Source organism: Chryseobacterium sp. C39-AII1 (assembly GCF_039672645.1).
GTDB lineage: Bacteria > Bacteroidota > Bacteroidia > Flavobacteriales > Weeksellaceae > Chryseobacterium.
The window spans coordinates 23,148-36,898 of the sequence record NZ_JBDFPQ010000010.1; the positions used below are offsets into that span (position 1 = coordinate 23,148).

The window sequence follows — 13,751 nt, forward strand, 5'->3', positions numbered from 1 at the left end:
TAGCACAAATCGAGGATTATCTTATCTTTTTCTCTGATTGCGGATCTCACTGGGAGAAGTTCCTTTTATTTTCCTGAAAAATCTGGAAAAGTAAGGTATATTGCTAAATCCAAGTTGATAAGCCACATCGCTTATATTCATATCGGTTTGAAGAAGTAGAATTTCCGCTTGCTCTGTGACAAATTCGTGTATGATTGTGATGGTGCTTTTCCCTGTTTCTGCACGCACGAGATCTGAAAGGTAATTTGATGTGAGATTTAATTCTCCCGCTATCGAAGAAACGGTGGGAATACTCTTAACAGGCTGTGAAAAATCGTTGTAATGATTTTGTAAAATTGATTTGATTTTTAATGATATAGAAATTGGGTTGCTTGATTTTTCTTTAAACTGTCTTTCATAAAAAAGTTCTGCGTAAGTAAGAATCACATTCAGCAACGAAAGAATGACCTCAATATTGGCATCAGCTTTTTTTTCCAGAAGTTCATAATGGATTTTTGTGAACAGCCAGGTTACGGTTTCTTCCTCCGCTGGGGTCATAAATAAAGCATTACTAATCTCGTAACTAAAATATTTATAATAGTTTATCTTATTGGCAATCGCACTTTTCTTCACCAAATCAGGATGAAAAACGAAAGCATACCCATCCCAAAACGTTAGACTGTCCCAGGAAGCAATCTGTCCCGGTTCTGTGAAAAGCATTAATCCGTTTTCTGTATAATATTGAGAACGGCCATATTTAATGTCGCCTGTAAAGTTTTTCTTTAACGAAATTCTAAAAAGATTGACCTGAATCTCCTCACTCGTCTGAGGGAAATTAGGAATTGCTTCTTTACAAACCCTGCTGTCCATCAAAGGATGCAATGGCGGATGAAGATTCAGATATTTGTTATACTCTGTTAAATCACTAAATACTCTCATAACGAAAAAATTGCAAAAATGTTTTTATTTACAGCTTTCAATTTTATAAATCTAAAGCCCATATTTCAATAGTATGGAATGCTATCCTTTTTTTACTAAAATTCTCTGTGCAGCATCCGAAGCAACCACGAGTCCGCCAGCTAGCATAATAATATCTTTGATTACTAATCTTCCCGCGCCCGACAAAAGAGGAAAACCGTGTTCCGGGCTGCCTAAATCCGGCACATAAGCTTCGGGAGTCGTTATCAAAAATGAAAGAGTGACCAGTGACATTCCAAAAGTTAGCAGGCCGCCAACCATCCCAATCTTCGGAAACCAAATCCCGAGTAAGATCAATACACTAATCACTACGATAGATATTCCAAGAGCATCAGCAAAAGTATAGGTATCATTCTTTTTATGCCATTCTATATTGGCAAGAATTGATTCACCTTCTTTATTTTTATGCGTTTTGTATTCATCCGGGTGATTATAAAAAAAATTCATCATCGGACTGTTTGCCACGAAAGGAACAATTCCTTCGGCTTCATATTGATATGCTTTCAACCCGCCTATCCAGGCCATTACAATAAAAATTGCAATTCTCAGAAAGTTGATAAAATGCTTTTGACTGTCAGCGATGACCTCAATAATATTTTTCATTATTAAAAATTATTTTACTCTTCATAGGTTTAAAATGTAAACTAAAAGCCTTCTGATCTCTGTCAACCGGCTTTTAGTTAGAATGATTTGCAAAAGTCAGTTAAATAGCTTGTGCTAATGGAAAATCTATAGGAACCTGTGTATTGGCAAAAACATAGTTTGTGAAGGTTCTCAAAGTGATTAAAGAGATCAGTTCAATTAAAGCTTTTTCATCATAACCGGCATCAAAGAAGCTCTGCAAAGCCAAATCATCAGCCATACCTCTGTTACGGGTAATGGATGCAGCCAGTTTCAATACGGAATTTAATTTAGAGTCAGCCGAGTGCTCATTTCTGATATCTATCGTTTCATCTTCAGTAAACCCTCTCATTTTGGCAATGGCAGTATGAGCTGCGAGACAGTAATCACAATGATTGATTTGGGAGATGATAAGATTGATTGCCTCTTTTTCTTTTGCTGTAAAAGAAGAATCGTGGGACAGAGCCGCTTCGGTATCGAGCATTGATTTTAAAGCGGTTGAAGAATAACCAATGGTAGCATACAAATTGGGGATTCTACCCATTTTTTTTGAAACAGATTCAAGTATAATTTGAGAATCTTGAGAAAGTTGTTCTGTTTTAGGAACTGAGATTGTTTTCATTTTTTTGATTTTAATGTTAATTATTTTTGATTGAAATGTATTTAGCAGTTTTATTCTGATTCACTATTATATCAATACTTTTTTTGTATCTATTGTGAGAACAGTTTTAAAGATGAGATTTTGGCGATATACTTTCAGCAAAAATGCCAGTTTTAAAGAATGAGTTCATTTTTATACTTTGCAGGGATAAATTCAGTTATTCCTCCAACGAAAAACCAGGGTATCAGAAAGAGGACGGCAAAATTGTCGCTGATGATTGAGCTTTGAAATCTTCATAAAGATGGAGTGTTTCATTTGTTAAATATTTATACAAATGTATAACCTTCAACAAAGTGAGTCCATGGACAAAAGTGATTAATACTGGTGCAAATCCGCTACGATGGAAATCCCTGTTTTATTTCTGAAGGTCTGAGGTGACACGTTGGTGTATTTTTTAAAAATTCGGCTAAAGTAAGATTCATCCTCAAATTTTAAGTTATAAGCTATTTCCTTAATACTTAGCCTTGTCAAATGTAATTGCTTTTTTGCCTCCAAAATCATTCTTTCAGTAATCAGCTGAGAAGGTGTTTTTTTGAAATAACGGATACAGCGCTTACTAAAATTATTAGTTGTCAATGAAAGAAGTCTTGCATAATCGGATGGTTTTCTATGCTCAAGATAATGCTCGTTTAAAAGTTCGACGAAACGTTCCATCAAAAGATCGTGGGCGGAATTACCTGCTCTGTTTTCAATCGTTCTAATTTTTATACTGGACGATTTTGCAAGAAATAATTGTAATAGAGCTCGAATAACAATCTCAGAAGGATCGGAATTTCTGAATTCATTCAGAAATTCTTCATAAATAATTGCAAGGCTACGTAATTCATCATCATTTAATGAGACAACAGGATCAATGTAAATATTATTAAATAACAAACCATTGCAAGCAACTTCCTTCCTGTGGAATTCAATACAATAAAAATCACCGTGAAACTGCAGTATTTTGCCTTCCAGCTTACAAATCTCCTGAAGATATATCGTTTGAAGCGGTGTAGCGAATAATAGGGCTGGAGCTTTGAAAGAAAATTTACCAAAGTCCGCTTGGAAACAGCCTTCACCTGATGTAAGTAATATAACAGTATACATAGAAAATTGCGATGCAATTGTAAGTTCATGGAGTTCAACTTCATCAATTTTGATTAATGCTTCAACCAAATTAGTTGTAATTTTTGGCATGAGTTATATTTTAACATATTTTAGGTAAGTTTATGATTAGATGACTGATTAACAAGACACTGTCCTATTAGCAACTTACGTTTTTACACAAATAAAGAATTGGTTACCTGTAATTTTTGATTTTTATATAATTTTAAGTAAAATAACAAAAAAATTCATTATTAAAAAAGTAACTATTTTAACTATTATCTAATCTTAGATAGTAATATGATAAAAACATTTATTAAGCAATATTCTTTTTTGTATTTTAGACATTAAAGACGATAGGTAAAAAATACTTAAAGTATATTTCTTATTGGTCGCAACTGCAAAGTGTTCTACATGTTAAAATAAATCTCAAAAAACGATATATTAGCTCAGCAATAGCAAAGCAATTATAATATGGACTCATGAAGAATAGAAAAAATTTTATTAAGTGTGCTTACAGTGACATAATTGTATTTAATGGAAATTAATTTTTACAATCATCTTAAATATACGACCAATAAATTGAACGAAATATTATTTTGGTCATTCGTAAAAGGTTTAGTAATTTCAGCAAGTATTGATATCCGAGACCAATATTTTTCAAAACTCTAGATATTTTTATATTTTGAAAATGATGATCAAAGTTTTTCAGACGGTTAAAAGTATATATATTAAATAAAATTTATTATGAAAAAAATTCTTCTATTTTCACTATTTATATTCTTAACCAATTGCGGAACATGTGACCACTGTGATGATTCTCCGGTACAATATGAATATACAATAAAAAATATATCTGGGGTAAAAATTGAAATCATTCCTCATAAAATAAATTCATCCGGGATTGATGAAATTCTTCTATCTAAAAGAATCACAATTGAAGATTCTAAAAGCTACACTGAAAAATACTCTGACGGTGCTCCTTATGACGGTTATAGCTATCGTGATTTATTAAAAAATCCCAGTAGGATTGATATAATTTTTAATGATTCAAAAAAAATAATTTATGAAGAGTGTGCATATAATGGTTCTTGCAGCGATCCAAGAAACATTTTTAATTATGATTATAATAACGAAACTACTGAAACCTACACTATAACTATAGACGACTATCAAAATGCAATTGATTGTAATGGAAATTGTTTTTGAGAATCTGTTTAAGACTTATTCAATAAATGTAAACAACCTCTTAAATAGCCAACTACACCTTTTTTCCAGGATTCAGAATCTCTTCAGTATTATGAAATATCACATAAGTGCAAACAAATAATCTCAAAAAACGATTACTTTGATCATCAATTATATAAAGAAAGATACTCAATCGAAAGAACAAATGCTTGGATGGATAGCTTCAGGTCTATACTCAATCGTTTTGATACCACTATTACAAGCTGGATAGGATTCAATTATTTAGCTTTCATTGTGATTGCCATTAGAAAGTTTCAAAAAATAAAGTCGAGATGAGTTCATAAATAAATTAATAATCATAGAAAATAATTAATTATTCTTATTTAATTATTATATTTACAATTATTAAGACTAAGCAACCTAAAACAAATTAAATATGAAAACACGATTTCAATTAGTCGGATTATTTTTGATATCCGCCTTTACGTACGCTCAAGTAGGTATTAATACCACTACTCCCGATGCATCTGCAATTCTGGATATCAACTCATCCAATAAAGGAATTTTAGGCCCAAGAATCAGCCTTACATCGGCTACAATGCAATTGAGCTCAGCACCAAACGCAAATGGATTATTGATATACAATACAGGACCAGTCATTACTCCTGGTTACTATTTTTGGAACGGAAGCGAGTGGAGAGTTTTTAATACGTCATCCGGAAATAACGGAGGCGGTGGCAACAATAATTTAGCTAATGTTGAAAGGATTGCCGTAATGGGACCCTTGGTTTCTACAACAGATAATGGAAGAGCCGGATATGCACTTTCCATCACTACACCGGATGGAAAATTCTCAGTAAGAACTTTCATACCTACAAGCACCGCATTTTCTCAGGTAAATCTACAAATTAGAAATAATACTACCGGAGTAGTAGAAATTATCTCTAACGGACATTACCTTTGGAGCGGAGCAGGAGGATATATGCAGAATCAGTTGAGATTACCTAGCGGTTCTTGGGCAGGAGATAATGCTACTTCCAGCGCAAGTCTCATTGATGCTACGACTGGAGCAAGAATACAGACAGCATCTACCAATCCATATTGGGGAGATCCTGAAACTTATGCAGGTGGTATGCCGGAACAACGTCTTTATTCTTGGACTACAAATGATGGAAACGACAAAACATTTTACAAACTTTATTATATGATGGGATCCTCTACTCCTTCCAGTGTTGGGAATACTACAACCTGCCCGGCAGGAACATGTACTTCTACAAAAGCTTTTTTCACGATAGATCAAATAACAGCGCCATAGATTCTAAAAACACATATTTTTGATTTAAAGAGACTTTAGGTCTCTTTTTATTTTTTAAGTCGTAAAAATGAGTATAGTTTTAGGGAAGTTTATATTTGTTGTTCTAAATTTCACTAAATTTATTTCTACAAAAACATAACAATGCGTCCTAATTATACAAAAATATATACCGATCTGATTCTTGAAAAGCAGCCTTAAATATTAAATGATTTGAAAATTCAAACTCTTATATCTGATTTAACAACTGTAGAAAAAGTTCTTAAATTGAATGATTGATATTTGGTTCTAAAGGAGAAGACACAATCAATAATCATAAACTTAGAAGTTATGATAAAAAAACAATTATAAAAATATTACAGTATCAAAAGAAACACAATCTATCTAATATGTTTATGGCGAAGAAATATAAAATGAGTCGTACCACCCTTCAAAAATGGCATAAAATATTTAGTCATGAAATTGAGGAATAATTACTTTGATGTAATTTTTTCTACCCCGAACTATTCTAAATACTAATCTTTACTAGATTTAATGGCAATCATAACAAAACAAGAGCAGATATAATGTCTGCTCTAAATAATCTGATTCATATAATTTTACTACCTTATGATGGTAATTTGAACAAAAAAAGGGATAAGTAATTATATTATAAATGTGTTTTTAGAATCGTATATGAATCAGATGTATAAAAAAATAAAGTGTGTAGTCTGGGACTCTACTGATATATATATATTTAAAAGAACTTTATTAGAAGGCGTTGGCTGTAATTCTTCTGAAGTCAGCCAATATCCAGAAAAAGTAAAACAATAGATTTTTTTTCATAATCAGTAATTTAAAAGGGTTTTAATAGATTATTAAATAATAAGCATTTACATTAATAATTTTCTAAAATTAATTAAAATAAACTTGTAAATTCCAGTGATATTGACCACTCAATTCCAATTTAAAGTGACCATGTAATTTCAGATTAAATTGACCACCCTTGTTTTTGATAAAAACTACTGTTTTTTTATGTGTCAATTAGTATTCAAATATAATAATTTAAATGGATCAACTCTAGTAAAATATTTTAATTACTTAAGTCTTGTAGCAAATATTGAATCAGCTTCCAAAAAACAAAAAAACTATCAAAATCTCACCCTATTTCAAAAGGTTAGAAATACGCTCGTCCATAACGGAGGAATAATGTTGACTGATAAAAACAAAAAACTAGAATTCCACGAACTTTATAAATTTTTAAAAGATAAGAAAGTTGCAATGGCTGGTAGCTCTGGAATTATTAGAATTATTAATATTGATTTTCTAGAAGATTTTAGTTTGTTATGTAGACAGGTATGCGATGAAATTGGTGACGAAATTAATACAAAACTTCCTCTGACATAGATATAGCAAAATAAAAAATATACAAACTACTTTCCTTAAATATAATAATAAAGATGAAAAAATAATATTAATAAAAATAAATGCATTTATGGAAATACCATACGGTCAAATTATAGCTTGGGCAGGAGGGTTAAGTGTTGTTGTTTCTGGTGTTGCTGCTTGGATTGGACAATTATATCTTAGTAATAGGACAGAAAGTTGGAGATCTACAACAGAGGCAAAATTAAAGATACTTGAAAACCAGCTTTCTGAGAAATCTCAAATATTGAATAACTTGATTGATGTACAAAAGTCAAATTACACTGTTAGTCAAGAAAAAAGGATTAAATCTATTGAAATATCTGGAGTAATGTTGACAAAATAAAAGGTGAAATTGATCCGATAATTGAATTCATTTATAATAGTATTACAGAAACAGAAATCAATAATCTGAATAATAATGATTTAGATGAGTCAAGTAAATTAATTTTTAAGAAATTGCAAGGTATGAACTATTTTAATTTTTTTCAACTTTCGAATAATTTCATTATAACACTTTTTCTCGAACGTCCTTTTTTGGGCGAAGATTTATATCTTTCTTTAACTATATATAATAAATTTTTAGGAAGAGCAGTATATTTAATGCAAGTAGGCTTCGATAATAAATCGATTAAACACTGGGCTCAGGACAAAGCTTTACAAGAAATGTTAAAAAGGTTTTTACCTGAGCACCAAGTAAATGCTATAATAAATAGTGAGTTAAATAGGCATGATGTGATGTGTTTTGTATTTGAAAATAAAATTATTGAGCAGATAAATGACATCATATCTGGTAAAATAGCTTCGACAAGTTCTTTGGCACAAATTAAAATAATGAAAGAAGTAATAAAAAATCAAGATAATATAAAAGCAACTTAAAATAATTTCAAAAAACGATAATATGAAAAATATAAAACCTAACGATAAAATGAATTTTCACAAAATGGAAAAATATTGCGAAGCAATAAAAGAGTACTTAGAAATCTATAACGCAAAATATCAAATGAATCATTTGGGTTTTGATGCAAAAAATGAGTTAAAAAATTTGATACAAAATTCAGAAATTAATGAAAAAAAATATTTTTTAGAGGTTGTTGAGTTTACTGGCAAATTGACGAGGGCATTAAATAATGGACATGATACATTTCCTTTTTTAAATTGGATGGGAAAAGGTGAAGAAGATACTTTTACAAAAAAGAATTTTGATGAAATGATGATAAAAGTTTGTGAAATTTAATCTCAAAAAACGATACCAATAATTGCAAAAAGTGATTATATGTAATACATTTTGTATTTTGAATAGTATATGTAAAGAATGTACGGTCGAGATTCGGCAGCTACATTCATTTTTTTTACTTTGAAAGAGATTATTGTAACTAATATATAAGGGGGAATGAATCTTATAAGCCTATCAAAACAAACAAAAAACATATTAAAATTCATCTATAAAGTCATTCTTTCCATGTGATAAAATTAGTTACGTTCTGAAACAAATTTTGTATTTGTTGTCTAAAATTGTAACAATGTCAAAATTCTCTGATAACATTGTATTTTTGAGAGAAAAGAAAAATAAGACTCAGCAAGAACTGCAGATCTATTAATTCTTACCCTACAGTACAGGGCATAATCAAAAAACTTCCCCGAAGAGAATTTAAAAAACACAAATGATGAAAAAAAATATTCCGTGCAAAGGGAATAGAACAAAGTTAAATAATTAAAAGATAAATTACAATGAGTCAGCTTAATTTATTTAATGCAGAAGAATTGTATAAGTTTCCAAAGGGCCTTTTGGAGTACAAGGAAAATTTCCACAGCAGGGAAGAAGCTGATCTTTTGAAAGGCAAGCTTCATAAAACTGCAACCTGGGAACAACGAACTCAGAAAACGTATGATAAGATGGTGCTTTCGGTTTCTGAAACCGGATATCAGTTAGGTTTTACTAATCTAAGTTATTTCGGAAGGTTGTTTGAGTAACATCACGGAATGAAACCTAAGAAATGGAGTGCACAGCATCGGTTGAAAGACAAATAAGTTTAATAACAGAGACAAACTGTAATCTGTTAAATTATAATTTTTGCAGAGATTAACGTTAACGATTTGTGTATGAGGATACAAATAAATCAATGAGAGTATTTATCACTTAAGCCCAACAACCCGCTTATTTCCACAGTTGATTTCTTTTCAGCGTTATTGCATGGTCTCAACAACATTGATTTAAATAAGAAAGATATTAACCTGTTAAGGCAGTACAATGAGCCAATGTAGTCAATACATCATCAAGATTGAATGGTTTGCTAATAAACGCATCCGGTTTGCACGATTGGTCCAGTTCAACAGCAGCTGCGTGGGCACTCATCATAATAACAGGAATGTTTTCTAAATCATTCGTCATTTTTATATAATTGCATATATCCACGCCAGAACCGTCAGGAAGCATCACGTCCAATAGATAGACATCAGGTACAATTATTTTAGATTGGACATAGAAATCCCGAACATTGGGACAACAGATTACTTGATAGTTGTCGTACGCCAGTAGTATTTCCAACGCCTCCCTTATATTTTTTTCATCCTCAAGGATCATTACTGTTTTCATATTGCTATATTAGTGATGCTATAAAAGCCAACCCTACTGACTATACAAATACTGTGCAACAAATTCTGACATACAATAAATTATCTTCTAGCGGATTTAAAACAGACTAAAAAAGTAGTTCCTGATCCTAATGTACTTTCAACAGATATTTGGGCATCCAATTTATCTGCAATCCTTTTAACAATGGAAAGACCGATACCTGAACCCTCAAATTCTCTTGTGTTCGGCATTCTTTTGAAAATTTCAAAAATATTCTGATTCGAGGATAAGTCCATTCCAATCCCGTTGTCCCTGATCGTGTAGCACGCCCTGTTGCCCTCAAGTCTACTTGAGATTTCAATTTCAGGCTGAGCTTCTTTACTACTGTATTTGATGGCGTTGCCTACTAGATTTAAAAACAGTTGGTAGACCAGTGTTCTTTCACCCCAGATGGGTAGGCAATCCTTTACATGGTACCGGAGGTTCTGAACATTGTATCGCTGAATAGCTTCCTCTATAATCCCCAATATTTTAGGTTGCGGATCAATGGTCTCAAATTCAAACTCCACCTGTGTTCTTCTGGAAATCATATAGACTTTATCCATCATTTCGGTAATCAGTTTTGAGCCTTCAATAATATTTTCTGCCATTTTCAACCTTCTTTCCTCGTACATATCTTTTTTAGAGGCAATCAACTGCGCAGAAAGCTGAATGGAGGTCAGAGGATTTTTCATATCGTGCATCAGGGTATAGCTGAAAGTCTCCAGAGCATTATTAGAGCGGATCAGCTCCCTGTTAAGCTCCTCAATTTCACCACCTCTCATCGCAAGGGCCTGCTGCACAAGAAGACCTATTTTTTTGAGGAATTTCACCTCAGAGTCATTCCATTCTTCCGACTTGCCCTCTGTGGTCCAGATCCACGCATCAAATGAGGTCCTTGGAGAAAAAGAGGTAATGCCTTTACTGTCATCGGTATGATGAACTTTTTCAGGTTTTCCGGCCCATACCTCATTAACGATTCTTTCTTTTCTGAACGCATAGATATACCACTTGCTTTGAGGAAGAACATCCAGTCGTACTACACCTGGAAATCGGTTAGCTTGTTCCGTTTCTTTGTCCTCGAATTGATGCGTAACATAAATCGAATCATAGCTGATATCATTGATCTTCCGGTCAATTTGTACGATCTGCTCAAGAGAAGGAACATTTCCATATTGCTTCAGTCCCTGATCATGACGGATGATCACACCATCAGCGGACATAAATTCCATAATTTGTGATCCATACTGCTCAAGGATATTAAATCGACCTCTGTTAACCAGTAGCTGGGTTTTGAGTTCGTCTTCCATATTTCCTATGGCATTTTGGAACATGGTCTGCTCTTTTTGCTTCCCCGCCAGGTAGTTGTTGACAGCGTATTGGGTTAAAAACACACAAACGTGACGCTGTGAAAGATCCACGTGCCTTGCCTCATAATGCTGGCAGGTGACTAGTCCCCAAAGTTCTCCGTCGATGATGATTGAAAAGCTTGCGCTGGCTTTAGCCCCTGAATTTCGGATGTACTGGAGGTGTATAGGTGACATGGCCCGAATGCTGGTCCTGCTTAGATCCACATCTTCCTTTTTCAGACCAATAATCCCATGGACTGGGGCATCAACATCAGCCGTATGCCTAGCATGAAATACCTTATACAGTTCTCTTGCCTGTTTTGGGATGTCAAATACGGGATATCGGTATCCTAAAAACGATTCTTTATCTTCAAGTTTCGATTCGGCGATCACCTGACCACCTTCATCTTCCAGAAACTGATAGACCATCACACGGTCATAGCCGATGATGTCCCTGATGAGTTCGGTCAACGACTGCCAGTTGTTCTGGTGACCACGGCGCTGATATATTTAGCGTAATAGTAAAGTCTTGTGGTCTGTACCTGCTCCTGAAGGGCTAATTCTGTTTCAAGATAAATCTTACCGTCGTATCGATAAATACTAAGGAAGTATTCACGTTCATAAAGACGGATACGCTCCACGTACCGGTAAAAGATCTGATCATCGATTTTATTTTTGATTTCCTCAAAGCTAACGGAGGGCAGGAGTACTTTCATAGTTTCTGCGAAAGAAACTCCGATTACATTGCTATATTGAATTCCCGGTAAAAGTGCATTATCACTTGCCGCTACGCATTGATCGCGGTCAAAGACTAGTAGGAAGCCCAAATCCTGAATCTGACCGGAAAGGTGGATTTTTTCCTCGTGACATTCTATGATTCTCATCAAGTTCAATTAGTATTAAAGTCATCACTATATAAACTATCAAATGAAACTTGATGTAACCAAATAATCTGTAAAGTTGTAGACCTTGCAAAATTGCTTAATTTTTTTTATTTAGAGCATTTTGATAATCCAATTTTTCTATCACCGCGTTTTGAGAAAGATTTCCGCATTATAAATAACTAAGAGTGTTATCCGATCTCCGATTTATATCGTTCACAAATCTAAATACATTGTTTGCTTCTCCCAACTCTGTTCAATTTTGGACGTAGCAAATAATTGATATCAGCTTCCTACAATGATGCTGGTAGTGGAAGCATAACCGTTTGGTTGTGCAAACTTATATAAATACAATAAAAAATTATATTATACGCACCTGCTTCAATATGTCTTTCAATACTTTACATACACATACCAGCTTGTATCATTCATAAGAGCAAGCAAAAACATCGGATTAAAAATTTAAAAACTATTCGGTCATCATTACAAACTTATAACCAGATGATCAGAGGCCATAGATTATTGGCCATATGCAAAAGTATACTCCATTGAAGACCATTTTTAGCAACTACATATGCCAATAGCAATCCATTGATCATGAATGGGAGCAGGGTGGTGATAACAGTTACAATACCCAAATTATTAAAATCAAAATTATAATAATGCCAAAGCCCGAAAGCGATAGCCCCTCCCCAGATCAAGATAAGCCGATAAGTTCTCTTTTGCAATATGATGATAGCTGAATTTATCTTCTTATTTGGTACGAGTAGCGTACACAAACTGCCTACAAATGTTATAGCTGTTGAAATACTGAATTCGTAGAAATTAAATCCAAATATCCGGCAAATAAGCAGATATGAAATAGAAACAGGAGAAATTCTGAACCACCTGAAATTTTTTTCAAGTAGCCCACGGAATGCAGTCTCCTCCACGATGGGAGCAAGAATGACGATTTCTGTGATCACTTGAAACATAGACATTGATTTCATGTAATCCGGAATCATACCTGAAGATTCAACAAGTTGGACAACTCCAAATCTTGTAAGTAAAATCTGAAATAACAAGGTAAACAGAATCACAAACAGCATTGTTGGCAAAATCAAGGCAATGAGCTTTATTTTTGCCCTTGTTTTTGATAATGTATTAATATTTTGATAGCCTAAGAGAAAAGGGAAAAGGTCTTTCATAAATATTATTTAATAATTATAATTGCTACAAATCTATGCTAATTTTATTCTTTCATAAATAAGGCAATAATTTTTATCATAATTTTAGATATTTAAAAACAATGATTCTATGAGAAATATGATTGTTATTGACAAATAATTATTCATAGAAATCAAAATAAGAGCTATTAAGAAATCAGGCAGAGATTAAGTAAGAACAGTTTATTTATCTTTTCGCAACACATCTTTTTCTTTCAATGCTAATTGAGAGTCAGTACAGAATATAATCTGGTAATCATCTGTTCCCTTTACTTATTCAATTGATGGCCTCTGCATTATAATTATTCCAAAAGTTTTAATTATTTCATAGCTCAAAGAGAAGTTTTTTAATTTAGAAAAAATTTATGAAAGTGGTCTTATCTTACAATAATTCGTTGGTCAAAATCCAATGGAATTTTCCCTTTCTTCCAAGAGTCGGAGAGACTTTACCCGTTTCGGAATTTCTTTCTGAAAAA

15 protein-coding genes and 1 pseudogene are annotated in these 13,751 nt (G+C 32.9%); 8 read left to right on the forward strand and 8 right to left on the reverse strand.

Translation table 11 applies throughout. The annotated features are described in order from the left end of the window. Positions 1 to 21 precede the first annotated feature (21 nt). The 4 genes from ABEG63_RS14875 to ABEG63_RS14890 all read right to left on the reverse strand — a co-directional run bounded on the left by ABEG63_RS14875 (position 22) and on the right by ABEG63_RS14890 (position 3,415). Positions 22 to 918: an AraC family transcriptional regulator gene (locus ABEG63_RS14875; protein WP_346585858.1), complete on the reverse strand. Its 897-nt coding sequence runs from the start codon at positions 916 to 918 to the stop codon at positions 22 to 24. 81 nt (positions 919 to 999) lie between these two features. Continuing rightward, positions 1,000 to 1,560: a reactive chlorine resistance membrane protein RclC gene (gene rclC / locus ABEG63_RS14880; RefSeq protein WP_346585860.1), complete on the reverse strand. Its 561-nt coding sequence runs from the start codon at positions 1,558 to 1,560 to the stop codon at positions 1,000 to 1,002. Between the two features lie 100 nt (positions 1,561 to 1,660). Further along, positions 1,661 to 2,200 carry a carboxymuconolactone decarboxylase family protein gene (locus tag ABEG63_RS14885; protein ID WP_346585862.1) on the reverse strand — a complete coding sequence of 180 codons (540 nt, stop codon included), beginning with the start codon at positions 2,198 to 2,200 and terminating at the stop codon, positions 1,661 to 1,663. Positions 2,201 to 2,554: 354 nt separating this feature from the next. Further along, positions 2,555 to 3,415 (reverse strand): AraC family transcriptional regulator, encoded by an 861-nt coding sequence (locus ABEG63_RS14890; protein ID WP_346585864.1) that lies wholly within the window; start codon positions 3,413 to 3,415, stop codon positions 2,555 to 2,557. Between the two features lie 654 nt (positions 3,416 to 4,069). Here ABEG63_RS14890 and ABEG63_RS14895 point away from each other — a divergent pair. From ABEG63_RS14895 to ABEG63_RS14930, 8 genes and pseudogenes are all read left to right on the forward strand, one after another. After that, the gene (locus ABEG63_RS14895) at positions 4,070 to 4,531 is read left to right on the forward strand and encodes a hypothetical protein (RefSeq protein ID WP_346585835.1); all 462 of its coding nucleotides are present in this window, start codon (positions 4,070 to 4,072) and stop codon (positions 4,529 to 4,531) included. 111 nt (positions 4,532 to 4,642) lie between these two features. Then, positions 4,643 to 4,846 (forward strand): annotated as a pseudogene (locus ABEG63_RS14900) (IS5/IS1182 family transposase); the annotation flags it as partial. Positions 4,847 to 4,946: 100 nt separating this feature from the next. Continuing rightward, positions 4,947 to 5,825, forward strand: coding sequence for a hypothetical protein (locus ABEG63_RS14905; protein WP_346585866.1), 879 nt, complete (start codon positions 4,947 to 4,949; stop codon positions 5,823 to 5,825). A 1,011-nt stretch (positions 5,826 to 6,836) separates the two neighbouring features. Further along, positions 6,837 to 7,208 carry a hypothetical protein gene (locus ABEG63_RS14910; protein ID WP_346585868.1) on the forward strand — a complete coding sequence of 124 codons (372 nt, stop codon included), beginning with the start codon at positions 6,837 to 6,839 and terminating at the stop codon, positions 7,206 to 7,208. Between the two features lie 88 nt (positions 7,209 to 7,296). Further along, positions 7,297 to 7,572, forward strand: a complete 276-nt coding sequence (locus tag ABEG63_RS14915; protein WP_346585870.1) for a hypothetical protein — start codon at positions 7,297 to 7,299, stop codon at positions 7,570 to 7,572. Between the two features lie 122 nt (positions 7,573 to 7,694). Then, positions 7,695 to 8,105 carry a hypothetical protein gene (locus ABEG63_RS14920; protein WP_346585872.1) on the forward strand — a complete coding sequence of 137 codons (411 nt, stop codon included), beginning with the start codon at positions 7,695 to 7,697 and terminating at the stop codon, positions 8,103 to 8,105. Between the two features lie 22 nt (positions 8,106 to 8,127). Continuing rightward, the gene (locus tag ABEG63_RS14925) at positions 8,128 to 8,463 is read left to right on the forward strand and encodes a hypothetical protein (RefSeq protein WP_346585874.1); all 336 of its coding nucleotides are present in this window, start codon (positions 8,128 to 8,130) and stop codon (positions 8,461 to 8,463) included. Positions 8,464 to 8,957: 494 nt separating this feature from the next. Then, positions 8,958 to 9,200 (forward strand): hypothetical protein, encoded by a 243-nt coding sequence (locus ABEG63_RS14930; RefSeq protein ID WP_346585876.1) that lies wholly within the window; start codon positions 8,958 to 8,960, stop codon positions 9,198 to 9,200. Between the two features lie 256 nt (positions 9,201 to 9,456). Here the strand turns inward: ABEG63_RS14930 and ABEG63_RS14935 are convergent, their stop codons facing one another. From ABEG63_RS14935 to ABEG63_RS14950, 4 genes are all read right to left on the reverse strand, one after another. Next, positions 9,457 to 9,822 (reverse strand): response regulator, encoded by a 366-nt coding sequence (locus ABEG63_RS14935; protein WP_346585878.1) that lies wholly within the window; start codon positions 9,820 to 9,822, stop codon positions 9,457 to 9,459. 80 nt (positions 9,823 to 9,902) lie between these two features. After that, entirely contained in the window at positions 9,903 to 11,660 is a 1,758-nt protein-coding gene (locus tag ABEG63_RS14940) for an ATP-binding protein (RefSeq protein WP_346585880.1), read from the reverse strand. Beyond that, positions 11,657 to 12,073, reverse strand: a complete 417-nt coding sequence (locus ABEG63_RS14945) for a hypothetical protein (RefSeq protein WP_346585882.1) — start codon at positions 12,071 to 12,073, stop codon at positions 11,657 to 11,659. Before ABEG63_RS14945 ends, ABEG63_RS14940 begins: the two co-directional genes overlap by 4 nt. 488 nt (positions 12,074 to 12,561) lie before the next feature. Then, a complete protein-coding gene (locus ABEG63_RS14950; protein ID WP_346585884.1) occupies positions 12,562 to 13,257 on the reverse strand; it encodes a CPBP family glutamic-type intramembrane protease in 696 nt (231 codons plus the stop codon). Positions 13,258 to 13,751 lie beyond the last annotated feature (494 nt).

Excerpts from the sequence above, each read along its gene's own strand:
- ABEG63_RS14950 (WP_346585884.1), bottom strand. The coding sequence starts at position 13,257 with ATGAAAGACCTTTTCCCTTTTCTCTTAGGCTATCAAAATATTAATACA.
- ABEG63_RS14875 (WP_346585858.1), bottom strand. The coding sequence starts at position 918 with ATGAGAGTATTTAGTGATTTAACAGAGTATAACAAATATCTGAATCTT.
- ABEG63_RS14920 (WP_346585872.1), top strand. The coding sequence starts at position 7,695 with ATGAACTATTTTAATTTTTTTCAACTTTCGAATAATTTCATTATAACA.
- ABEG63_RS14890 (WP_346585864.1), bottom strand. The coding sequence starts at position 3,415 with ATGCCAAAAATTACAACTAATTTGGTTGAAGCATTAATCAAAATTGAT.
- ABEG63_RS14925 (WP_346585874.1), top strand. The coding sequence starts at position 8,128 with ATGAAAAATATAAAACCTAACGATAAAATGAATTTTCACAAAATGGAA.
- ABEG63_RS14910 (WP_346585868.1), top strand. The coding sequence starts at position 6,837 with ATGTGTCAATTAGTATTCAAATATAATAATTTAAATGGATCAACTCTA.
- rclC (WP_346585860.1), bottom strand. The coding sequence starts at position 1,560 with ATGAAAAATATTATTGAGGTCATCGCTGACAGTCAAAAGCATTTTATC.
- ABEG63_RS14915 (WP_346585870.1), top strand. The coding sequence starts at position 7,297 with ATGGAAATACCATACGGTCAAATTATAGCTTGGGCAGGAGGGTTAAGT.
- ABEG63_RS14885 (WP_346585862.1), bottom strand. The coding sequence starts at position 2,200 with ATGAAAACAATCTCAGTTCCTAAAACAGAACAACTTTCTCAAGATTCT.
- ABEG63_RS14895 (WP_346585835.1), top strand. The coding sequence starts at position 4,070 with ATGAAAAAAATTCTTCTATTTTCACTATTTATATTCTTAACCAATTGC.
- ABEG63_RS14930 (WP_346585876.1), top strand. The coding sequence starts at position 8,958 with ATGAGTCAGCTTAATTTATTTAATGCAGAAGAATTGTATAAGTTTCCA.
- ABEG63_RS14935 (WP_346585878.1), bottom strand. The coding sequence starts at position 9,822 with ATGAAAACAGTAATGATCCTTGAGGATGAAAAAAATATAAGGGAGGCG.
- ABEG63_RS14905 (WP_346585866.1), top strand. The coding sequence starts at position 4,947 with ATGAAAACACGATTTCAATTAGTCGGATTATTTTTGATATCCGCCTTT.
- ABEG63_RS14945 (WP_346585882.1), bottom strand. The coding sequence starts at position 12,073 with ATGAGAATCATAGAATGTCACGAGGAAAAAATCCACCTTTCCGGTCAG.